The organism is Novipirellula aureliae, assembly GCF_007860185.1.
Classification (GTDB): Bacteria; Planctomycetota; Planctomycetia; order Pirellulales; family Pirellulaceae; genus Novipirellula_A; species Novipirellula_A aureliae.
The window spans coordinates 774,768-799,039 of the sequence record NZ_SJPY01000002.1; the positions used below are offsets into that span (position 1 = coordinate 774,768).

15 protein-coding genes are annotated in these 24,272 nt (G+C 52.5%); 3 read left to right on the plus strand and 12 right to left on the minus strand.

Annotated elements, in window-relative coordinates:
- Nucleotides 1-108 precede the first annotated feature (108 nt).
- Both Q31b_RS08620 and Q31b_RS08625 read right to left on the minus strand, forming a co-directional pair.
- On the minus strand, nt 109-333 hold the full coding sequence (locus Q31b_RS08620; protein ID WP_146599249.1) for a hypothetical protein: 225 nt from the start codon (nt 331-333) through the stop codon (nt 109-111).
- Nucleotides 330-620 (minus strand): sigma factor, encoded by a 291-nt coding sequence (locus Q31b_RS08625; protein WP_146599250.1) that lies wholly within the window; start codon nt 618-620, stop codon nt 330-332. Before Q31b_RS08625 ends, Q31b_RS08620 begins: the two co-directional genes overlap by 4 nt.
- Nucleotides 621-1,028: 408 nt before the next feature.
- Here Q31b_RS08625 and Q31b_RS08630 point away from each other — a divergent pair, with 408 nt between their 5' ends.
- From Q31b_RS08630 to Q31b_RS08635, 3 genes are all read left to right on the plus strand, one after another.
- Entirely contained in the window at nt 1,029-2,240 is a 1,212-nt protein-coding gene (locus tag Q31b_RS08630) for a DUF1559 family PulG-like putative transporter (protein WP_146599251.1), read from the plus strand.
- Nucleotides 2,241-2,370: 130 nt separating this feature from the next.
- Nucleotides 2,371-2,541: a hypothetical protein gene (locus tag Q31b_RS28065; protein ID WP_197171189.1), complete on the plus strand. Its 171-nt coding sequence runs from the start codon at nt 2,371-2,373 to the stop codon at nt 2,539-2,541.
- A 193-nt stretch (nt 2,542-2,734) separates the two neighbouring features.
- Nucleotides 2,735-2,926 carry a hypothetical protein gene (locus Q31b_RS08635; protein WP_146599252.1) on the plus strand — a complete coding sequence of 64 codons (192 nt, stop codon included), beginning with the start codon at nt 2,735-2,737 and terminating at the stop codon, nt 2,924-2,926.
- 817 nt (nt 2,927-3,743) lie between these two features.
- Here the strand turns inward: Q31b_RS08635 and Q31b_RS08640 are convergent.
- From Q31b_RS08640 to Q31b_RS08685, 10 genes are all read right to left on the minus strand, one after another.
- Nucleotides 3,744-5,174, minus strand: a complete 1,431-nt coding sequence (locus Q31b_RS08640; protein WP_390622312.1) for a PQQ-binding-like beta-propeller repeat protein — start codon at nt 5,172-5,174, stop codon at nt 3,744-3,746.
- A 276-nt stretch (nt 5,175-5,450) separates the two neighbouring features.
- A complete protein-coding gene (locus tag Q31b_RS08645) occupies nt 5,451-7,946 on the minus strand; it encodes a glycoside hydrolase family 95 protein (protein WP_146599253.1) in 2,496 nt (831 codons plus the stop codon).
- Nucleotides 7,947-8,059: 113 nt separating this feature from the next.
- Nucleotides 8,060-9,865 carry an alpha-L-fucosidase gene (locus Q31b_RS08650; protein ID WP_146599254.1) on the minus strand — a complete coding sequence of 602 codons (1,806 nt, stop codon included), beginning with the start codon at nt 9,863-9,865 and terminating at the stop codon, nt 8,060-8,062.
- Between the two features lie 256 nt (nt 9,866-10,121).
- A complete protein-coding gene (locus Q31b_RS08655; RefSeq protein WP_231617406.1) occupies nt 10,122-11,726 on the minus strand; it encodes an alpha-L-fucosidase in 1,605 nt (534 codons plus the stop codon).
- 13 nt (nt 11,727-11,739) lie between these two features.
- Entirely contained in the window at nt 11,740-13,206 is a 1,467-nt protein-coding gene (locus tag Q31b_RS08660) for an arylsulfatase (protein ID WP_146599256.1), read from the minus strand.
- 16 nt (nt 13,207-13,222) lie between these two features.
- Nucleotides 13,223-14,341 (minus strand): alpha-L-fucosidase, encoded by a 1,119-nt coding sequence (locus tag Q31b_RS08665; RefSeq protein WP_146599257.1) that lies wholly within the window; start codon nt 14,339-14,341, stop codon nt 13,223-13,225.
- Between the two features lie 41 nt (nt 14,342-14,382).
- The gene (locus Q31b_RS08670; protein WP_197171195.1) at nt 14,383-16,194 is read right to left on the minus strand and encodes an alpha-L-fucosidase; all 1,812 of its coding nucleotides are present in this window, start codon (nt 16,192-16,194) and stop codon (nt 14,383-14,385) included.
- A 110-nt stretch (nt 16,195-16,304) separates the two neighbouring features.
- Nucleotides 16,305-18,077, minus strand: coding sequence for an alpha-L-fucosidase (locus Q31b_RS08675; protein ID WP_197171197.1), 1,773 nt, complete (start codon nt 18,075-18,077; stop codon nt 16,305-16,307).
- 117 nt (nt 18,078-18,194) lie between these two features.
- The gene (locus Q31b_RS08680) at nt 18,195-20,603 is read right to left on the minus strand and encodes a glycosyl hydrolase family 95 catalytic domain-containing protein (protein WP_146599260.1); all 2,409 of its coding nucleotides are present in this window, start codon (nt 20,601-20,603) and stop codon (nt 18,195-18,197) included.
- 53 nt (nt 20,604-20,656) lie between these two features.
- Nucleotides 20,657-22,780: a right-handed parallel beta-helix repeat-containing protein gene (locus tag Q31b_RS08685; protein WP_146599261.1), complete on the minus strand. Its 2,124-nt coding sequence runs from the start codon at nt 22,778-22,780 to the stop codon at nt 20,657-20,659.
- Between the last annotated feature and the right edge of the window lie 1,492 nt (nt 22,781-24,272).

Sequence of the window (24,272 nt, forward strand, 5' to 3'; positions counted from 1 at the left end):
ACACAACGGCACTGACCCATAAAGCAACCTACTCATTGGCTCAACGTTGCTTAGATTCGATTCATTTCAAAAAGGTTCACTTAAAGGCGCAGTTGCGGCGACGTACCATCATTGTTTTTCAATTCGCTGGGTCGCTTCGGGAAGCACCAGTCGGGACGTGATATGCGAGACCTCTTGGATGTAGCGAATGTACTCAAGTCTGACCTGGCGATCGTTAATGACGGCTTCTTGAAGCTGCCGCTGCTCAGCTTCGGTCGCGATCCCTTCAAGCAACTTGGTCACCAGTTCATGGACTTGACCAAAACACTGCGAATGGTGTTGATGTGGATTCATAGCGGCAACTCCGCATTCAGGAGACGCTGCTCGACACAGCGTCTTAAAGACTTTCTGATTCGCTGGGAAGTCAAAATTACAAAATAAGCGACGCGAATCGCCCACGCGGCGAAATTGGACGCAGGTTCAAATTTGTCGAACTCAAGCCACAGCCTCACGGTCGCCTCTTGCCAATCTTCGTCCGCATCGCTGAAGCGAGGGACGTTGGCCATGATGTACCCCCGAACGGATCGCCCGTGTTGAGCAATCAGCCGAGCGAATTCGGAATGTTCAGAATCCAGTGACATCGCTGACGAGGGTATAGGGCAACACCTCAAACAGAGGGCATAACGAGTACAGGTGGTTCGCAGGTCCACCAGCCAAATTGCAAGAACGAAGTTGAAACGACGTCCCGCGTTCACGGGTGGTCAACGTATTAGGGTGACTTCCTCTGGTTTTGGACAGTAAATTCGCAATCGCTGAACCGCGAACGACTGAAATTCATAAATATTTAAAATCTTGGGATTTATTTGTGTCCAAACGGAGTCGTGGCCTGCCCTATATTTCTACAGTCAAGTTCACAGTCAAGTTCAGGGCGATCGGTTCGGCACGAGCGCGTGAGACTGCAGTTTTAAGAGGATTTTTATGATCCCTCTCGATGTCGAACACCAAGCCCTTCTGTTCCAAATCCCCACGAATTCCGAAGGAATGTATTAATGAATTTTCGAATTTCTCGCAGCGAGCGGGGCGGCTTTACGTTAGTCGAGCTTCTCGTCGTGATTGCAATCATTGGCGTCTTAGTCGGGTTGCTATTGCCCGCTGTTCAGGCCGCCCGAGAGGCCGCGCGACGCATGAGTTGCAGCAACAATTTCAAACAAATTGGCCTGGGAATCCACAATTACCATTCTGCGTTCAGTCAGTTGCCAACGCACGGTACAGGTACCACCAACTATGGTATTGGTTATGATGAAGCGGTTGGTGCATCCAATCGTTACGCAGACAGGACGAACCACAATAATTCCAGACTGAGCATGCTGGTAGGGATCTTACCATTTGTTGAGCAGCAGGGACTTTGGGAAGTAATATCGAACCCCTACAACGACGGCACAAACCAGTTTCGCCCGATGGGGCCAACGCCCGAAAATATACGTTACGAACCTTGGAGTACCGAACTGCCCGCGTACCGCTGCCCTAGTGATCCCGGCTCAGGGCTGCCTGCTTTAGGAAGGACCAACTATGCTGCCTGCGTAGGTGATTCGAGTTGGGGTACGTCGATGTGGCGGCATTCGGATTTTAGCACTCCGCAAACCTGTTTACAGCAAACCCAGGCGTCGCTTCGAGGTTTATTCGTAAACTTCCAAAAGAAACAGTTCAGAGACTGCTTGGATGGGTTGTCCAATACGATTGCGATGGGCGAAATCTGCACTTACCTGGGAGACCAGGACTCTCGTGCGTCAATCTCAAGTGATGACTTGGGCGGCAACTCAGGTACCTTGGAGACAATGAGAGACGCTCCGCTGTCGTGCCGTGGTTCACTCGATCCCGAACGACCTCGCTATTGGGGGACGGACGGTACAGCTGAATCCCCCGACGGTGGGCGAGGCTATCGCTGGGCGGATGCGAGTGCCCTTTACACCAGCTGTATGACGATCTTGCCGCCAAATTCGGAGTTGTGCAGTGGGACCAATCCAAGCGCCCTGACGGTCGTTGGAAGCATGTCGAGTTACCATCAAGGTGGCTGCCATGTTTTGATGGGTGATGGGGCAGTCAAGTTCGTGACGGATTCGATCAATGCGGGTAACTCCAGCAACGGCCAGGTCTGGCTAGAGGGCACCGGCGTGCAGGCACCTGGTTCGGAGAGTCCCTACGGGTTGTGGGGCTCATTGGGCACGAGGGCTTCGAAAGAAGTCATCAGCGAGGAATTTTAACATCGTTCGTTGCTGAGTGAGTTCTCTCACTGAATCGATAGGACGGGCGTTCCAGCCCGTCCTGGCAGGCTTGCGACAACGCTATCGAGCGTTGTCGCACTACATCACACAATTCCCGAAAGACATTTAAATGAAAATTTCAGTTTTGCTTTTAATGGTTTCGCTGTTCGCAATCGTCGGAACGACCACTGGTTGTGGAGGCAGCGAGGAGCCTACGGTTGTCAAGCGAACCGAGGAGCAGATGTTAGACTATGAGGCCAGGATCAAGGCACGGAATGAAGCGGAGGCAGGTGACCGATAGTCGCCTCAAAGACTGAGTTCAACGATAAGCCGAAAATCTCAATTGTCGACTCAGTCGTCGATCCTTGTTGATTGCACCGGTTTCGTTCGTTAGCTGATCCGAAAACAAATGGGTCATCCGAAACAAATGGGTCAAACCTGAATGCCGCGGGGTTAAGCGGGGTTAAGCTGCTCAAAACAACAGGTAGTAAGCTTTGAACCGCGAGGCACTACCGCCAGTGGTCACACTTTGGATGTTCCTGGGGCAAACGTTTTCTGCCGATCACTCTTGTCGTGACGCAGTGATGCGACTCAATGCCTGGCGAGTTGAGCGTGGCAAGCCAGCGGTTTGCACCAGTACAAAATCTTACACCGACGCACGACAAAGGCTTCCTGAAGAATTGTAGCCGAACTGGCTCGCTTAAACGTAGACCAAAAACGTACCCAACGATGAAACGCCCACGCCACGCCGCCAGAAGGGCAGCGGCATGAAGGACTTGCAGTTTAAACTCGCGGCATTCAGGTTTGACCCATTTGTTTGACCCATTTGTTTGACCAATCGATGTTCTCTTGATGTCTGTGCCGATGGCCCGACTCTCCGATCAATCTCAAAACCTTCGGGCCGAGTTCATCCCCCCTCACATTCGTAGATCGATCGAGTCTGAATAGGATGAATTTCCTAAGGAGTCGCTCTAACAGCGAAACGTGATGAACATCCAGTTTTGATTGCCGATCCTCATTTGGTTCGCAGTCCCCGTTTTGCCGATTTGGTCACAGCCAAATACGCAGGCTTGGCCCCATTGCACAATTATCGGTGTTGAAAGGAACGGACTGTCGTTGAGGTTGGAACATTATACGGATTCGGAAACACTTTGCGTTTCGTTCATCGGTGATGATTTTGCTCCACGAATTTCACTCAAGTAACGCAAAGTTGATTGGGATCAAGGAACCGCCCACCGTGAAACCACCAAATACCTATTCGCCGATAAAACGTGGTTGTCGGACGAAAAGTCGGATCGACATTAGCGGCCTGCTGATTTAATCGGTTTGACTCGACTTATTGTTTAACGCCAAGCCATAGGCGACCGCTTATGGAAAAGCTGACGCCTTCGGCTAAGCGTTAAACGATTAAATCAGCAGGCCGTTAGCGGCGAGTAAGCGAGTGTAGGGACAGAGCATCCTGTCAAGTGATACAGCGAGAATTCAGCGGGATCGAGAATCGATTTAGTTTGCGACGCAGTACAAATGCGTTTTTCCTCGCAAGAAAATCTCATCGTCAACGATCGCGGCGGAGGCGTCAATCTCGTCATCGAGCTTATTCGTCGCGACGACATTGAACGATTGGGCGTGATCGAAAACCAAGGTCGTGCCGTCACGCCCGGTTAAATAGATGTGGTCTGCGGCAGCGACGGGGGAGGCGTAGACAGACGAAACATCGGGCAAACGGGTTTGGTCGATAAGCAGTTCGCCGGTCTTGGCGTCACGCGAGAGCAAAACGCCGTTGTTGGATTTGACGAAGTAAAGCTGGCCTTTGTAAAGCACCGGCGAGGACACGTAGGGTGCGGCGTCTTTTTCGTACCAAGTGATTTGGTCCGAGCCAGTGATATCGCCTTTGGCATTGAGCGGGATGGAATAGATCGCGTAGCCACGATAGCCCGTCATCACGATGACGTTATCTTCAAAGCGAACCGGCGTGGGGATCGGGTTTCCAACTTGACCACCGCATTGCCAGATGACTTCCCCGGTGGCGAGGTCATAGCTGCGGACTCGGTTGGAGCCGTTGGTGATGACTTGGACGCGGCCGTCATATTCTGTGATCAACGGCGTCGACCAAGTCGTTTGTTCGTCACGGGATTGACGCCATTTTTCCTCGCCGGTTTTTCCATCAAGGGCAACGATGAACGATTCGCCCTCGTGATCCCATGGCACGACAAGCGTCCCATCGTAGACCGCTGGCGAGCTGCCTTCACCGAACTGGGATCGCGTCTGCATTTGGCCGAAGCTGACGTCCCAAAGTTGCTTGCCGTCTAGGTCCAGGCAAAAAACACCACGAGAACCGAACGACACATAAAGTCGTTCGCCATCGGTAACGGGCGATGCCGAGGCGAATGTGTTGGTGTTGTGGATGGATTCGTGGGGAATCTGTTGGGTCAAACTGGTTCGCCAAATCTCGTTGCCGGTCGCACGGTCGAAGGCAAGTATCATGAAGTCGTAGTAATCCGTCAGAGCGGCGCCGCCACCGGATCGGCCACGTCCTCCACGTCCTCCTCCCTGCCCGCCAGCTCGCCCGGATCCTCCAACATCGCCATTGCGGCCTCCCCGCGGTCCTCCACTTTGCGGCTCGGTCTGTTCGCGTGCTGCTACTTCCTCGGAGGCTCCGCCCTCAGCCGTGCGCTGCATCTTGACGGCGGTGCTGACATACACACGGTTGCCCAAGACAATCGGTGTGCTGCCGCCAGTCCCAGGCACTTCGACTTTCCATTTGATATTCTCTGTTTCACTCCATGTCGTCGGTGGGTTGGAATCGACGGCTACGCCAGATCCTTCAAGACCACGCCACTGCGGCCAACTTGATACCTGCTCTTCGCCACGAGTCGCTGGGGCCGCTGCAGCCAAAGCAAGAGCGAAAAAAAATGCATTCGTTATGATTCGCACGGACAGATCCCCGAATATGTATGAGTGGGCTGGGTGATTGCAGACCGATAGCCTGATACGCTTGTAGCCCCTGTACAACCCCTCAAGCTGCCGTAAGTTTCGCCGCGAAAGGTTAAACGATGTTTACCAATCCATTGGACCGGTTAATGGCGTTCCAGAATTCTGCCTAAAATGGTTGGAACTCGCCGGCATGACGCAAACAGGAAGGCTTCCAACGATCGCTTGATTAACCAAAAAGAAGTCTTACGAGGTGGCTGTGATAGGAGGCGCTCGCGATTATTCCCAAATTCTGGAATCACCTTTCTTCATCGCTATGGTTTCGCTAAGTTTGCCGTTCGAGTAGACACGAAATGTGCCGTTGCGGGTGGCGTGGATCGTGGCTTTCAGCAGTTGGCCGTTGTCCCACTCCATATCGACTTCAAAGCCACCGCGTGCCCGCAAGCCCTTGACACTGCCCTTGGGCCATGCCGAAGGCAGGGCGGGAAGTAGGTCGAGAATATACGGCGCTCCCACCAGACGATCTGGTGGCGTCACTGCAACGAAATGGTTTGGCTGCTTGGGGTCTTTCCGATACGGAACATAGGCGGCCGCTGCGATCGTATCCGCCTGCGGATCAATACTGCGAAGGTGACTCTGCAACAACATTTCGGGAATCACCGCACCGCCACCTAAGTTGCCATCAATCTGAAAGCGACTGCCGTTGAGGAGGTTGGGATTGGGCGTCCCAAACGCTAAGTCATTGTAGTACTTCAGCGCTTCGTCTCCGTTGCGCAGGCGAGCCCAACATGCAGCCCTCCAGGCACCCTTCCATCCGCCCGTACCGGTCCGCACCTTGAGTACGGTTTCGCAGGCTTGAGCCAGTTCAGGTGTCGAAAGAGGTGAAAAGTCTCGCCCTGGATGAAGGGCGATTAGGTGAGAAAGATGTCGGTGGGTAACCTCGTAGCCATCCCAATCCTCCGGCCACTCCTGGAGATGTCCCTGTGAATTGATTTTCTGCGGACACAGTTTCGGAATGAATTCGCGCAAGGTTTGGCGGAACTCTGGGTCTCGATCCAAAAGGATGGATGCTTCGATACAATCGGTGAACAGGCCTACCAGCAGTTGTTGATCATAACTCGCCCCCCAAGCCTGCTTGTTAAGCTTTCCATACGCTTCCTCCAGAAAAAAGTTCTCTGGCGACCAAGTGGGATAGACCACCAACGTGCCATCCTTCCAGGGAGCAAGATGTTCAATGAAAAACTCTGCAGCTCCTTTGAGAACCGGATAGACGTCTTCGAGATATGCTTGATCCTTGTTGAAGGCATAGTGTTCAAATAGATGTTGAGCCAACCAGTGGCCGCCCTGCTGAAGTCGGCGCCCATGTGGATTCTGAGCAGTGAAACCAAAAATGTTTCCATTTAAGCCTGCCGTCCACCCCTTCTTCACGCCAAAGGTTCCCCACGCGGTATGCCTACCGGATTCCGCGAGCACCTTTGTCCACTCAACAAACGGCGTGAAACTCTCGGGAAGGTTTGCCGTTTCGACCATCCAGTAGTTCATCTGGACGTTGATATCGTTATGGTAGTCGCTGTTCCAGGGTGGAATCAGCATCGAACTCCAAAGCCCTTGCAAGTTGGAAGGTACGGGAGCATCTCGCGATGAGCAGATCTGCAGGTAACGCGAATAATCGAAGTAGAGCTTTTGCACTTCCTTCGGGTCACCCTGTTTGACGAGCCTATCCGTTGGCAGCCCCGATGGCGTGATACCGAGATCGAGTGGAACACGGCGCATTAGCGACTGGACGTCCGAGACATGATTGGTCTTCAGAACCGTGTAGCCTAGCTCTTCCGCCTGCTGTAGAGCGTGAAGCGTATCGCCTTCAAAATCGCGTCCCTTGAATTTCGGGTATTCCGGCAGAAAATCTGTATGGCCAGCGACAGACAGCACCACTTCAGTCGCTCCGGTGATTTGCAACGTGCCGTTTGATTTGGCTTCCACCTCGCCATCGCTGGAGACAACCCGAACGCCTTGCATAAACGCCATGTCGTCTTGATCCATGTCGGCAAATCCGCGCAGCTGAATCTCATGACCTTGGGATTCAATCGTGTTCTTTTTGTGAGGCGTTCGGGCTTGGAGCACCAAGTCCATTTTCCCACCGTCAGCCGAAAAGCGGGCAACAAACACATCTTGCGGATGGCTGCAGAAATATTCGCGAGAGTACGTGACGTCACCAATCCTGTAGCGAACACTCGCCACCCCCGTCGCGAGATCCAGGGCTCGATCATAGTCTTCCACTGCGTTCGAATCATGCCCGGTTCGTATCTCTAGATCGGCAAACGGCGCAAAATTCCCTAACCGCTGCTTGGTAGCAAGATACTCAGTGCCCAGGGATTCGATGGAGCCTTCCCCGGTGCCAAACTTTCCTTCACGGCAGGCAGTTCGGACCATCTCGAGGTAGTCCTTGCCGTCGGCTGGCGAGCCCGACTGCTTGAACTCACTCGCCCCACGCGTCGAGTTCATCCACAGCGTAATGTCATTGAAAACCAGGTACTCCGAATCGACATGCCCGGAAAATATCGCACCAAACCGGCCGTTTCCCAAAGGCAGTGCCTCGCCCATGAAACGTGCATTGATTGGAGACCTGGGAACCGAGTGATCAAGTCGCTTTAGATCCTCCGATATCGGATGGTCGTAATGCATAACCGATCGATCCTCTGCCAATCCTGGGCGAGACGAGCTGAGTGCAATAAGCAGGATCGTAATCAACCCTTTGAGACTTTCTCTTATCTTCATCTCATCTCCTCTCATGTTTTCCAGCAGAAACCTCCGCATCAAGAGATCTCCACTTACGATTGGGACGTTTTAGGCAAGGCAATTGTGCAAGGCAAAGCCTTGCCGCACAGAGATCAATCAACTTGGCTTACAGGTACCAACACGACGCTTCCATATCGGGGCGAGCTATTGAAATCAGAAGCAACTTCAAGAGTGAATGTATAGGTTCCTGGTGTATCGATTTGTATCTTTCCAAGTTGAGCGTGCCCACGATCGACGAACGTCAAGCCATTCTCGATCGATTGCCCGGCGACAGTCGCACGCAGTTTGCCTTTCGTGTTTGCGTTTTGGTTATTGACTCCACTGCATTGAATAGCCACCTGATAAGTGCCAGGTTCAAATACTTTAAAATCCCAACTTAGTGCCTGACCCTTGGTTTGGAAACCCGAAACGGTGATCGCTCTGCTCGGCATGATCCCCTCGCCCGGCTTTTTGTACATTTGATAATCCCAGGGTCCGGTCGTATCGCTCGGCAGTTGTGGTCGTCTGTCCGGGACCGTAAACATCTTCATGTCGATGGCTTTGGTCGGTTTGCCGGGCACATATTGCACATCATGAATGGTGGCATTGTAGGTATCCAGGATGACCTTACCGTCGTTTAGCTGCATGTGTGCCGGATCCATTGACACGGTGCCTGCTACATCGAGTTTGATCACGGACACATATTCATCGGGAGCATCTTTGGGGATATCCAGCGTAATGACAGATTGCCCGGAAGCTCCATCAAATCTTGATTCGCTCTTGATCGGTTCGCCCGTGGCCAGCAGGGAAGCCTTTATCACGGGATTGTTCACACCAAACAAGGTGAACTTACCATCCGTCGGCCAGTCAGCCACATTGAGATAAAGACTCGTGCTATCCTCGTTTTTGCGTTGCGTGATCGAACCCCAGTTGATTTCATAGCGGTAGGGTCCGGCCTCGGTTCCGTAAATGGCCTCGCCATTTTTCTCCAGCCAATTGCCCATGATCTTGAGTCGTTCTTGCATCTCTTCGGGAATCACGCCCTGCTGATCTGGCCCGACATTGAGGAGGTAATTTCCTCCGTTTCCTACAATATTGACGAGTTGCTCGATAAGGAATTGGGGTGATTTCACCGTGTCGTTGGCGGTGTAGTTCCACGATTTGCCCATGCACACCGCGGATTCAAAACAAATGCCCAAGTTAATGTCAGGAGCCATGTTGTCATTCATGCTCATGTAATCCACAAACTTCAAGGAATCATCATCGCCAAGGCGGCTATTGGAGAGCGTGCCATAAGAATGCAACATATCCACCATTTCTTGGCGGCGCAGTAGGGGCTTATCAACGGGATTGCTAAACCCACTTCCACCATCAAACCAGATCAGGCAGGGACGATAGAGTTCACAGAGTTCTCGAAGCTGACCGAACATGTAGTCGCCGATGTACTTGTTGATATCGGCACCAGGAACGGTGCCGCTGCGTCGATTGGGCCGGTTCTGGTATTTGGGCTCATAGAGGGGATGGTTATATTCTGCGATCGAATAGTAGCAGCCCATCTCAAGTCCCTCCGCCTCACAGCCCGCGGCCAAATCTTTCACGATATCTCGCGGATAGGGCGTTTGATCAACAACATTGTATTCGGATAGTTCAGAGTCCCAAAGACAGAATCCGACGTGATGCTTGGTGGTTAGAACGACATATTTCATTCCACCCATCTTGGCAACACGCGCCCACTGGCCAGCATTAAAATCCGGATTGAATTTACTTTGGTTATGGACACCAAAATGGATGAACATCCCGAACTTCGCATCCTTAAACCACTGCATCCGTTCTTCAGCCGTCTGCGCGGAAACGTTACAGGTGCAGATCATCAATGCCAACGCAGCCCCAGCGAATGAGGCGAATCGATTTAACTTCATCGTCGTTTGCTTTTTCCTTGTTTATGAGGTTCATTAAAAGATCAATTGTTGTACGCTTCCTAACTTCTCTCAACGGCAAAGCCCCGTTTTGCCATTTCTTAATGCCAGGCTCTCTTCAAGACAGGTGGCGTCGTGTGTCATCCCAATTAAAACGTGGGGTAGGCATCCTGCCTGCCAATCCGTACTTGTCGCAAATCGCAGGCTGGAAGCCTACGCCACGGACAGAACGAACCCCAAATGAAATGTGGTTGAAGCATTAGTCTCCTTTCACGGCCTTTCGCACCTGCTTCATGATGTCGATACACGCCGGATTGAAAAACGGGGCATCCTTCGTGATGTAGGGACTCGACGCAAGATTGATCGTGATCGGCATGTTGGCTTCATCCGCCTTTTTGAAGATCTCGATGTATTCCTCAGCAGAGAACTTGGGTTTTCCTCTCCATACTCCATTGCGTGCACCACCGCCCCAACCATCCATGTAGAACCATGCAGCAGGGGTCTGCCCCTCTAACTGGCCGCCCTCTTCAAACAGGAATGCGGGCTGATGTTCCGGCGCCCTGCCGGCTCCATCGGACACCACGAAGTCACTGAACGGAGTTAGGTTCGCAAACAGGTTCTGGCTGAATCCGACCGGCGCATTGGGATTGCCAGCTTTAATCGCTTTGACCAATCGCTCCCATGGCGGGTCCAATTGATAGACTTGCCAGCCGCAGTCATCGACATACGCTGCGGTTGTGACCAAATCTTCACCGTACCGAAGGCTTACCTCGCGGAAATGGTTTTCTAAAAAGTTAAAATATCCGCTCGGATCCCGCTCGGGGCCATTGCCATAGACGTTGCCATACAACCGCTTGATACCACTGTTCGGGTTGTAGTAAAGCATCAAGCGAATGTCATGTTTCGCCAAACCATCAATGAGCTCCCGAATCAAATCCCGTTCACAGGTAAACCCGGGTTTCTGTGCATCGATGGTTTTGCTGGGCCCCGGCCAATAATGTGCGCCATGGGAGCAGGTGAAGCAGACCCACGATGAGCCAGTTTCGACCACTTTTTCAACAAAAGCATCCACATCGAAGGCTTTGACCCGCTCCTGATAGTCTGCCGAAGATGAAAAATGAACAAACAGGCCATACTTGCCATCGATCATCCATTGAACGTCAGCTTTCATAGCCTTGGCGCGGGCTTTTATGTCAACCAGAGCTTCGGGTCGCACCAATTCCATTGACCACAACGCAAATGGGGTGGTCTTCCCTTTTGCGTTCTTAACAGCGTCCAATGCATCACGTTCTTCTCGCGTCCCTTGGAAATCCACCAGCCGCAAACTGATTTTGTTAATCCCCTTCTTCAGCAGCAAGGGCTGCTTCAGCGTGTGCCGCGGGACGAGCGGGCGGGTGCCCCAGTCCGCAACAACCGCCTTCTCCGTGATGACGGTGTCTCCACAGCTGACCTGCACCGTGGATTGCTCCATGATTTCGTCGCGTCCTGCATACAGAAAGGAAACCGTGTAATTCGCTTCATAAGGCGCATTCACCTCCCAGGTCATGATGTCGTTCTCGGTTTTAAACCCCCGAACAAAGGCATTATTGACCACGGCAGGCGTCGGCCGATCCGCAACGTTCAAGTTTCCGGTAAGCTCCGCACGGAAGCCCATGATGCTTGTGATGTCATCCGGCCGTAGCTCATAGACCCCTGGAGCCCAATAGGGATGAAGATTCGCTTTTGGGGCATTGGGTTGATCCTGTGCATACCCATCCGATACCACACAAATCGTGAGCATCGTCAACAACCCGATTATCCAACGAATATTCCGCTTTTTCATAAGTTTGTCCAAATGGTCTGAGTCCATCGAATTTGCAGTCATTTTCATGTTGTCCTTATCTCCTTTGTCCATAAGGTTTGCCCCCCACCCAATTCATCTGACGCATCGCCTCTTGATAACGCTCTTCACCAAAAGCTTCGCGATACAACTCATGATAAGGCTTGTGCTCGGCCGGAACGTTTTCAAGGTGATCATTCACCATGTAGGATTGGACGTCCGCCCACCAAGCATCATAGACCTTCTTCAGTTGCTCTACCTTTTCGGGATACTGACTGGCAACATTGTTCCGTTCACGTTTGTCCGCGGAAACCTCGTAGAGTTCAAGTTTTCCTGCGTTTGGCATGAACAGTTTAAATTGTAAATCTTGAACCGATGCGTGAGCGTACTGCGACGTAGCCGCATCGTTCCAGCGAGTGCGATGAGCAATCCAGTAGCGCTGCGGCCATTGAGCGTTTGTGGGGTTTTCCAGCAGAGGCAGCATGCTACGACCATCCCAGATTTGGCCGCCGGGAACGGCGTCGTCCGACCCAGCCAGTTCAGCAAATGTAGCGTAATAATCGATGTGGCCAGTTAGATCATTGTTTGAGATTCCGCCTTCAAGGTGCCCCTTCCAATACATGATACAAGGCACACGAATTCCGCCTTCGGTGGCAAATGTTTTTCGCCCCTTCAGCTGGAGTGAACCGGACGCGGCGCCATTGTCTGTCATGTAGATCAGCAGCGTGTTTTCACTGAGGCCCTGCTCATCCAGATATGCCATCATCTTCCCAACGTTGTCATCGAGGTTCTTCATGATGTTGCCGGTACTGCCGTCCGGTAGGATCGGTGGAATGTGGGGACGGTGAGCAACGTTCAAGGGCACATAGGCAAAGAAGGGCTTCTTGGCCGCTGCCTGGGTACCGATCCAGCGAATGGCCTGATCGAAAAACAGATCGGTGCAATAGCCTTCCGTCTCGATGACCTTGCCGTTGTGATAAAGAACGGGGTTGTTGTAGTCGTTGTTGGGGAAATCCGCACTGTGCGCGTAATTCTGACCGATACCACCGGCGCCGTGGATATAGACTTCGCCGAAACCTCGGCTGTCCGGTCGGTATTCCTTGGAATCCCCCAGATGCCATTTTCCGAAAATGCCCGTCGCATAGCCCACGTCCTGAAGCATCTGCGGCATCGTCCGCAACTCCGGGTTCATCTGATCCCGTAACATGATCGTGTGGGTGACTCCGCTGTAGCACTCATGACGACCGGTCAACAAGGCCGCACGTGTCGGCGAACAGGTCGGTGACACATGAAAATTCTCAAAGCGAACGCCTTTGTGATAAAGCTCGTCCACGCTCGGGCTATTCGCTTTTGGATTCCCATACGCACCGATCGATGCGAAACTGATATCATCCGGCATGATAATCACAATATTTGGCCGGGTGCCCTTCAGCGTTGCGGCTCTACCTGTGGCCGGCATCACTAGACAGAGAACGAGCAGAACCAAGCCTCTGGCAAGACGGATTTTAGAAATACGATTCATCATGACTCCTTTAAGAGATTCACTGTTGTTTCAAGCGTTTGCCCACTTCACGCAAGGTGGTTATATCGTCTGGAAAAACCGATCCGTCGGGCAACGGGCCAATATTGAGTAATAGGTTCGCTTTCATCGACTTGGTGCCGGCAAGCATTTTCATCACATCATCTGGCGTCTTGTGTCCAACGTCATCGTCCCGATCATAGCCCCATGCATGAGGCTGCATCGTATTGCAAATTTCCAAGGGCACCTTCGATTCACCTTTGAAATTGCGTTCTGGAGCCTTAAAATCTTCCGTTCCAAGCACCCCTTGTTTGTAAGAGACCAGCACCTGTGGCTGCAGCGAATGAATGTAATCGTAGAGTTCTTGCAGCTTCAGTTCATGTAGTTTTTCCGGCCGTGAACCGGGGACCGCCCGCCCATCCAACCAAATCCCTGCCACCGGTCCGTAGTGGGTCAGCAGTTCCGTGATCTGATTCTTCATGTATTCCACATAAAGTTGTAGGTCATGCTCTTCGCCGTATTTGTAGGACTCCTCGGGAGGATCATAATTGGGTCTGGGGTTACCGCCCCATTCGTCTCGGTTCGGGGCATGGGGATGGCGCCAGTCGCGACCATGGGAGTAATAAAAGAACAGCCCCAACCCCTTTTTCTGGCATTGTTCGGCCAGTTCCGCGATCAGGTCTCGCTTGGCCGCACTCTTGGTGCTCTTGAAATCGGTATACTTGGAATCAAAGAGGCAAAAACCATCGTGATGCCGGGTCGTAATGTTGATGTACTTCATGCCAGCAGCGACGGCCAAATCGGTAATAAAGTCCGCATCAAAATTTTCAGCCGTGAATTTTCCTGCCAACTTTTCATACTCGCTTGGCCTGATCTTGGCACGTAACTGGACCCATTCCGCCGGGCTGGAATGGACATCGCCCCAATGCCCTTCGGCCAAACTATACAAGCCATAGTGGATGAACATGCCAAACTCGGCCTCTCTAAACCACTCCAATGCGGCCTCGCGAGGATTCTCGGCGTAGGTATCTTCGTATCCCGCCAGATAGGTAGGAACTTCGTCAGCCGAGCTGTACCCACAAAGTCCTATCCCTATCACAACGCTCAACAGCGTCCACCTAATCTTCTGAAACGTCTTCATCCCTTTTCCTTTTCTAACAGAGCAGTGAGTAGCACGATCTATCATCGCTGCGAAGGCACCAATTCGACCCTTTGGAAATTGGGTTTTGCACCGGTGAGGTTTTCAGCGATCTCCAACGTTAGGGTATGCGCCCCCGACGAATCGATCTCGACGGTTCCCAAGACCGAATGCAGCTCCAAATACTTCGGCACGGTGATGGTTTCAACGCGTTTCGATTCGACAAGTTGATTCTCGACCGTTTGCCCGGCAACATGTGCCCGCACGCGTCCCCTCACTTGCCAGTTGGACCCTTTGGTAACATGGCAAACCGCCACGACATCATAGCGACCCGGCTCATAGATTTTGAAATCCCAGCTCAACGCCTGGCCCTTGGTTTGGAAGCCTGAGACGGTGATGCCTCTGGCCGGCATGATCCCCTCACCGGGCTTCTTATACATTTGATAGTCCCAGGGTCCCTTGTAATCACTCGGCTGCTGGGGTCGTCTTTCCGCGACAGTGAACATCTTCATGTCGATGGCCTTGGTAGGCTTTTCGGGCACAAACTCTAAATCATGAATCGTGGCATTGTAGGTATCCAGTAAGACCTTCCCATCGGTCAGTTGCAGGTGATCTTGATCCATCACCGCATCACCAGCGACTACCAACTTGATCACGGAGACATAGTCATCCGGCTGTGTTTCGGGGACGTCTAACGTGACGATATTCTGACCGGAGTTGGCATCAAAGTTGGATTGAAAGTCAATCGTTTTTCCCGTCGCTAGCAGAGACGCCTGCAAGACTTTGTTTTGCAATCCAAACAAGGTGAACTTCCCCGTTTCAGGCCAGTCAAGCACGTTCAGATAAAGGTTGGTGTTTCCTTCATCTTTCCGTTGCGTGATCGATCCCCAACTGATTTGATAGGGGTAGGGCCCCGGCTGAGTTCCGTGAATGGCCTCCCCATTCTTCTCAAGCCATTGCCCTAGGGTCTTCAGTCGTTCCTCCATGTTCTTTGGAATAACGCCTTGCGGATCCGGTCCAACATTTAACAATAGATTTCCGCCGTTTCCGGCAGCATTGATCAGCCGATGTAGAAGCTCTTTGGGGGATCTCAACTCAGCGTTCGCGTTGGTAAAGTGCCAGGAGCCATCCGTCGTTATGGTCACGGCTGATTCCCATGGCACGCCCAGGTTAAAATCGGGAGCCATATTATCATTCATGGTCAGGTAATCGACATACCGCTGCCCATCGTCATCGCCAAGTCGGCTATTCGAAAGGGTTCCATAAGAATGAAGCATCTCGACCATTTCGGCCCGCCGCAGCAATTCCTTTTGTTCAGGATGCTTGAATCGTCGCGAAGCATCAAACCAGATGAGAAGGGGCTGATGCTGTTCACAGAGTTCCTTGATGACCGCGTGCAGATACTCGACATACGGTTTGATATCAGAACCGTCTTCGTTGTAGAGCGGATTGCCAGGGTCGGCAATCGCATAGTAGGCCCCCATTCGGAGCCCCGCAGCCTTACACGATTCGGACAACTCCTTTAAGTAAGGCTGCCGAAACGGGGTTAGGTCCGTGACATCTCGGCTTGAGACCTCGGAGTCCCACATAACAATGTAGGAAGATTGGTGCGTCGTTGGGACGACGTACTTCATCCCAGCCTGTTTAGCAATACGCACCCATTCATCGGTATCCAGATTGCTCGGATTCCATGTGCTTATGTTTCGCTTATCCACATCAAAATGAATAAACATCCCAAATTTGGCATCCTTCAACCACTGCCGTGATTCTTCCGCCGCTTGCGTCTGAGCCACCGCGATTCCGGACTGCATCAACCCGCCGAGACATGCGGCAAGCAGAAATGTTTTTAACTTCATGGGTTTTCTCTTCCAACTAGACCATGGGTAAGATGATTGCTTGGGACGATCAAAGGCGCAATCCATTCCGGTGGCTCACGCCACCGGCAGGGGATGTTTCGGCCTCTGGCCTAGGTTTCTTGGCGTTCCGGCACCAGGGTAACGCCTCCATACCTCAGAGCGTTTTTGAAATCAGAAACAACTTCAAGGGTGAAGGTATAGGTTCCTGGCTTTTCGATTTGAATCTTTCCTAGCTGAGCTTTCCCAAGACCGACGATGTTCAAATGACCCTCAATCGATTGACCGGCGACATACGCACGCAGTTTGCCTTCGTCGTCCCCGTTTTGGTTTCGGTTCCCTCTGCAATCAATCACCACGTTGAAAGTACCAGGTTCAAATACTTTGAAATCCCAACTCAGTGCCTGACCCTTGGTTTGGAATCCTGAAACGGTGATCGCTCTGCCTGGCATGACCCCCTCGCCCGCCTTTCTGTACATCTGGTAGTCCCAGGGACCAGTGATTTCGCCCGGTAGCAGCGGCCGTCGATCCGGGACCGTGAACATCTTCATGTCGATCGCCTTGGTCGGTTTGCCAGGCACGTACTTCGCATCATGAATGGTGGCATTGTACGTATCGAGAATAACCTTCCCACCGTTTAGTTGCATGTGTGCTGGATCCATCGACACGGTGCCCGCGACCTCAAGTTTGATTACCGAAACATAGTCGTCGGGTGCCTCTTGGGGGAGTTCCAGCGTCATCAGGTTTTGGCCGGAAGACGCATCAAACTTGGATTCACTCTTGATGACTTCACCCGTGGCCAAGAGCGATGCCTTCAGCACAGGATGGTTCACGCCAAACAAGGTGAATTTCCCGTCGCTAGGCCAGTTGGCGACGTTGAGATAGAGGCTGGTGCTGTCCTCGTTTTTACGTTGCGTGATCGTCCCCCAATCGATTTCATAGCGGTAGGGTCCAGGCTCGGTTCCATAAATAGCTTCGCCGTTCCTTTGAAGCCAATCGCCCACGATCTTGAGTCGGTCCTCCATCTCCTTAGGAATAACGCCGTCCTTGTCGGGGCCGACATTGAGGAGATAGTTCCCGCCATTTCCTGCTGTATTGATCAGTTGTTCGATAAGGACTTGGGGAGATTTTAGCGTGTCATTGGCTCGATAGTGCCAGGACCGACCCATCGTCACCGCCGACTCAAAAGGGACCCCCAGGTTAATCGAAGGCATCATGTTGTCATTCATGGTGAGGTAATTGACATAGCGTAAGGCATCATCGTCACCCAGTCGGCTATTGGAAAGGGTGCCATAGGAATTCAGCATGTCCACCATCTCCTGCTGGCGAAGCAAGGGCTTTTCCGCAGGATCTCGGAAGCGGCGTGAAGCGTCAAACCAGATCAGGCAGGGGTGATAGTTTTCACAAAGCTCCTTCATCATGCCATGCAGGTATTCCACATAGGGTCGAATCTCGCCTCCCACATCTGGTTCGTTGTAAATCGGATTTGGCGGGTCCGCGATCGGATAGTAACATCCCATCCGGATTCCCTCGGCCTTACAGGCTTCAGCGAGTTCCTTAACGATGTCACGCGTCCATGAGGTTCGATCGGTGACATCCCGATCGGAAAACGAAGAGTTCCATAAAGGGACGTAAGAACTCTGCGACGTGGTTAGCGTCATGTACTTCATCCCACCGGCCTTGGCGATACGAACCCATTCTTTCGTATCAAGATTAGCTGGGTTAAATTCGCCATTACGTGGAGCTTGGAAATGGATAAACATCCCAAACTTAGCGTCTTTAAACCACTGCAGTTGTTCTTCAGCCGCATCGGTTTGAGCCCCCGCGTTACAGGAGAACATCAAGACACTAAGCCACCCTAGCAACGCACATGTTCTTATCTTCACAGATTGTCCTTTCAAATGTTTAAATCTATTCTTCATGCGAGCGGCAGGAGTATCAAGGACTCGTAACCTCGTCCACTACGGTAGGTTTTTACCTACCCCTTGTCTTAGACAACGTTTCTACCAATCGAATGCAACTCGTTCACCGGCAGCCAACTCGACGACTTTTTCTTTTCCGTTACAAACCAGAGTTGTCTTTCCTCCACTTTTGGCCAGCACGGTTACTTTCTGAAGTTGACCGTTACTCCAATCCATTGACACTTCGAAACCACCACGGGCACACAAACCTTCTACCGAGCCTTCTTCCCAAGCATCAGGTAGGGCAGGCAGCAAATCAATGACCCCCTCATGCGACTGCATCAGCATTTCAACGACGCCGGCAGCACCGCCAAAGTTGCCGTCAATTTGGAAAGGTGGATGCGCGTCAAGCAGGTTTGGATAGGTTCCGCCACCTTTGCTGTAGTCCGTACGCAATCCCGACGGCTCAACAAACTGAAGCAACTCACGGTACATCTTGTAAGCGTGGTTGCCATCTCGCAGTCTTGCCCACAAATTGATCCGCCACCCCTTCGACCAACCTGTCGATTCGTCACCCTTAATTTCAAGGGTCTTTCTACAGGCCGCGGCCAATTCGGGAGTCGACGCAGGCGTAATATGATTTCCAGGGTGCAATCCAAACAAATGCGACTGGTGACGATGCTGAGGATCGGAGTCGTCCCAATCGTGATACCACTCTTGTAGATTCCCTTTCTTGCCAATTTGATAGGGGTGCATCTGTGCCAGTGCCTGTTCCAATTCAGCTCGAAACTCCGCATCAACATCCAGCACTTTGGAGGCTTCGATCATCTGCAAGAAGCTTTCCCGAATCATGGCGAGGTCAGCCGTTCCGCCGTACAAGGTCGACCCCCGATAACCGTCGTTGGTTCGGTAACTATTCTCGGGAGAGGTGGAAGGTGACGTGATCAGTTTTCCCTTGCTGTCTTCAATCATCCAGTTTAGACAAAACTCGGCGGACCCCTTCATCAAAGGATAAGCGTCGTTCTTCAGGAATTCTTTGTCCTGCGTGAATTGGTAGTGCTCCCAGAGGTGGGTGACCAACCAGGTTCCACTCATGTTCCAGTTTGCCCATTGCGGACTACCGTTGCCGAAATCGCCCACCGGATTGCTCATTGCCCAAATATCGGAGGTGTGACAAGCAGCCCATCCTTGATCGACGCCGTAGAAGGTTTTTGCGGTTACCTCGCCCGTCTTTGAGAGATTGTCGATGTAAGTAAGCAAAGGCATATGGAATTCCGACAGGTTGGCTGTTTCCGCCATCCAGTAGTTTTCCTCCACATTGATGTTCATGGTGTAATTGCTACACCAGGGTGGCTGGACGTACGGGTTCCAAATTCCCTGCAGCGTAGCGGGGACGGCCTTGGTACGAGAACTGGAGATCAACAGATAGCGACCAAACTGAAAATACAGTACCTCTAGGTTCTTATCCTCCGCGCCATGAAAGTATCTTTTCAGCCGTTCATCGGTTGGTAGATTCGGCGCATCGGTTTCTCCTAAACTGAGTGCCACTCGACTAAAAAACGGTTGATAATCAGCAAGGTGAGCCGCCTTTATTTCCTCGAAATCCTTCTTCGCTGCTTGCGAAAGCTGCTCGGCAGCAATCGCCTTGTTATCCAATCCCTCTTTCGCAGGATCCTTATCGAAACCGTTGAAACTTGTAGCGATCGAAACGTAAACCGTTGCTTCATTGGCTCCGTGAACGGCAAGCGAATCTCCCGTAGCCGTTAACTCTCCCCCCTCATGCTCAATCCCTAAGTAAGAAGAAAAGCGGGTACCACGATTCTCATCGAACCGGACCGGATCCTTTACGTTCCTCTGGATGTTATGAGCAACGTAGTAGGGCGCGTACCCATCTACTTTCAGGGCGTCGCTCGTTACGTTTGTTTCGAATTTCAGCAGACTCTCAAACGACACACTAAAATTAAGAGCCGCCTCTTTGTCTGCAGTGAGTTTTACCGCCATAATTTGGTCGGGATGCGAGACAATATATTCACGCGAAAACTTGACGCCGTCTACCTGGTAAGTCGTTTTGGCCGTTGCGTTGCTGATATCCAATTCACGGTAATAATCCCCTACTTCACCGTCATGTTCAAACTTGAGAAACAGGGTTCCCAGCGGCGCGAACGACTCCGTGAATTTGCCTTGAAGTTCGCGATTCAACTGGTCGCCCAGTTTATAGTCTTCATTTGCAAGCGCTTCTCTAATCTTTGGAAGCGATTTGTAGGCATCAGGATTCATATTCGGATCAACGGGCTCGCCTGACCAAAGGGTTGCGTCGTTTAGATAGATCTGATCCGATTCAACACCTCCAAACACCGAAGCTCCCATCTTGCCGTTGCCAAGCACAAGGCTTTCTTCGAAATAGGTAGCCGGTTCGTCGAACCAAAGTTTCGTTGGGGACTGCGCCGTGGTCGTTTGCCCAACAAGAATGATCAGCGAAAAACATAGAAAGACGTTGTCTAGTTTTCTCATGCTAGTAGTTTGTTCCAAGAAAAAAAAGGAAGGTTGACGGAAGTGACGACTCGCTACTTATTGTCGTTGCGTAAGCCGACTTTGGACAAATCAATAGGGACAAAACCCAGTTCCAGTGCGGGTGAGTCAGGCTTCAAGCGAAAGTCGCCGTTGTCTGGATCAACAAACATCGGGTCGACCGCCAGACTGTGGGCATCGACTCCCTCACGCTGCATCCTGGTCAGCGCTGACTGGCTCACCTCTGGATTCCCAGCACAGTAATAGATGTTGTAATCCTTGTCCCCATCCTTGGACTGTGCGCCTCGACTTTCGGTGAAGAACGAAGCTTTCGTACCGGGATGATAAAAGATGTTACGCTTGATAGCGCCGCCGGTCGATGGTCCCTCGGTTAACCTCAAGTAAGAAACCTCCGTCCCCTTGGCCTGCCGCGCCCCATCGAGAACGTAAGCGATGATGTTGTTTTCTGCACGATTGTTCAGCTTTAGTATGAGACCTTGGGACGTGCATTTGTAGATCAGATTTTCGGCAATGAGAGTATCCATCTGTCCGCCATCGGTTCGCATACCTGACTGCGCGCCGCTCTCGGCGACAAGGTGATGAATGTAGTTGCGGCGGATAATATTTCCGGGGCCTGATCCACGAATGTAGATCCCGTTTCCATCGCCCAGTTTTTCCATGGCATGATGGATCTCGTTGTATTCGATGAGGTTGTCATGGGAGTGCAGGAAGGGACGGACGTCATCGATCGTCGGATTGTGTGGCACTTGCCCTACTTCATGCCTTCGAATGGACCGACTAACCTCACGACCATTTCCATTGATAAACTTGGTCACCATTCCACAAACGATCATGCCGCAGTAGTTTGTGTTATGAATCAGATTGTTCGCCACACGGTTTTCACCACTTTGCCAGAGCAGGATGCCGGGTGAATGCCAATAGAGTTCCCCGACATGATGAATGTGGTTGTTGTAGACGAGGTTTTTTTTGTTAACGTCTTTGGTGCCAGGTCCATAGCCACCGAGCATGATGCCCGTTCCGCCAATATGCTCGATATGGTTGCTCGAGATCTTGTTCCCTTGCCCGTACAAATCCACTCGAACCGCACCGCTGCCGCTATGGAGAAAATGACACTCTTCCACGACGCAGTTCTCAGCTCCGCGTAGCCGAACCAAGGCGTTATCTTTGTCTACCACATCCCAGTCGTGCTGTACCCCCGCATCGTCCTGATCAAATAGATAGCGATCACCATGCATGAAGGTGAGACCACGGAAGCATAGGTTGCGTACCGGAACATCCGTCGGGCCCATTTCATCAATCTTGCCTTCGACACGGATCAATTCCAATAGCTGCGGCGCCAGGACTGGCGATTCACCTCGCGGCCACAGATAGAGCTTGCCTTCCTTTGTATTGAGAACCCATTCGCCCGGCTGATCGAGTTCCTCCAGTACGTTTTCAACCCAACACGAATCGCCCAAGCTCTTCATGGCATAGGTTGCATCAATGGACGTTTGAGCAACTTGAGCCTCTTCATCGACCGATGCCAGGGGAAGGATATTAATCATCCACTGATGGCTCGCTCGAATGACAATCTCCACATCTTCTAGATTTGACCAGTTCTTCAACCTGCCCTCAGGAAACCGTAGTCCCGTGCGACCGTTGCCCGCCGTCGTTCGGAATCCGGCTGACCGTGCGCGTGGCAGCAGCCCCTCGGCATTAAAGAGCGAGTGAAAGCGACCAGAAACGTCCGCAACAAGAACGTTACCCTGAGCTTCTTTTGGCAAGTCGGGCAGTTCACCGGTCACCTTTTTCAAGCCTTTGATTTCTTGCCCCGAACTGAACACAGGCTTTTCGCCGGGGTAGGCCGCATAGGTGATTGTCGCATCACCTACCCCCGAATCCTGCAGACCGAAAACGACAGTCTCTTCAAGCTGGTAATTTCCCTCACGCACCAGCACAACGATGTCTGTCGATTGGCTTTTCTTCAACTCCCGAACCGCGTCGCGTGCACGAGCGATCGTCGCGAACGGTCCATCGGCTCCTCCCTGATCCGGTTCCGCCAAGGTTCCAGACCACCTATCGGAGCCACGGGGGGACACGTAAAAATCGGCCGTCTCCTCCGCAGCACAGCAGACGGTCCCGCTCGTCAACGCTATTAACACGATCAATAGTAGTTTCATCTTGTTCTCTCGGCTCGCTTATTCTTCTATGGCGGTGTTAATTCTTCGGTGCTGGAATACTTCTCTGGAATGCTTTCTAGGCTCAATCGTAATCGCAAACATTCTACCCTTAAGTTGTCGCGAAGTCCAAAAGTGTGACATTCGACTTCACTTTTTCCGGACTCACACCTCCGTCACGAATTGCACGAGCTTGATCGATTCTTGACGTGAGCAACCCAGGGTGCGCTTGCGCGACCCCGGGCTTTGGAATCTAACGCCGTGGGCGTAGAGGTGCGCAAATACCGCAACGCGGTTACATTCCGTAGCCCAGGGTCGCGCAAGCGCACCCTGGGTCGCCGATGCCACCGGCGACCATGAACCCCAACGGGGTTCGACAATACGTGTGCCGATGACGGTGGTCAAACCCCGTTGGGGTTTTTCATCTTCGTTGGGCACGACAACCCAGGGTGCGCCGGCGCGGCGACCCTGGGCTTTGGAATCCAACGCCGTGGGCGTAGAGGTGCGCAAATACCGCAACGCGGTTACATTCCGTAGCCCAGGGTCGCGCAAGCGCACCCTGGGTCGCCGATGCACCGGCAACCATGAACCCCAACGGGGTTCGACGACGCGTGTGCCGATGACGGTGGTCAAACCCCGTTGGGGTTTTTCGTGTTCGCTGGGCACGACAACCCAGGGTGCGCCGGCGCGGCGACCCTGGGCTTTGGAATCTAACGCCGTTGGCGTAGAGGTGTGCAAATACCGCAACGCGGTTACATTCCGTAGCCCACGGTCGCGCAAGCGCACCCTGGGTCGCCGATGCACCGGAAACCATGAACCCCAACGGGGTTCGACAATGCGTGTGCTGATGACGGTGGTCAAACCCCGTTGGGGTTTTTCATCTTCGTTGGGCACGACAACCCAGGGTGCGCCGGGGCGGCGACCCTGGGCTTTGGAATCTAACGCCGTTCGCGTAGAGGTGTGCAAATACCGCAACGCGGTTGCATTCCGTAGCCCAGGGTCGCGCAAGCGCACCCTGGGTCGCCGATGCACACGCAACCATGAACCCCAACGGGGTTCGACGACGCGTGTGCTGATGACGGTGGTCAAACCCCGTTGGGGTTTTTCGTGTTCGTTGGGGACGGCAACCCAGGGTGCGCCGGCGAGGCGACCCTGGGCTTTGGAATCTAACGCCGTTGGCGTAAAGGTGTGCAAATACCGCAACGCGGTTACATTCCGTAGCCCACGGTCGCGCAAGCACACCCTGGGTCGCCGATGCACCGGCAACCATGAACCCCAACGGGGTTCGACAATGCGTGTGCCGATGACGATTGTCAAACCCCGTTGGGGTTTTTCATCTTCGTTGGGCACGGCAACCCAGGGTGCGCCGGCGCGGCGACCCTGGGCTTTGGAATCTAACGCCGTTGGCGTAGAGGTGTGCAAATACCGCAACGCGGTTACATTCCGTAGCCCAGGGTCGCGCAAGCGTACCCTGGGTCGCCGATGCACACGCAAC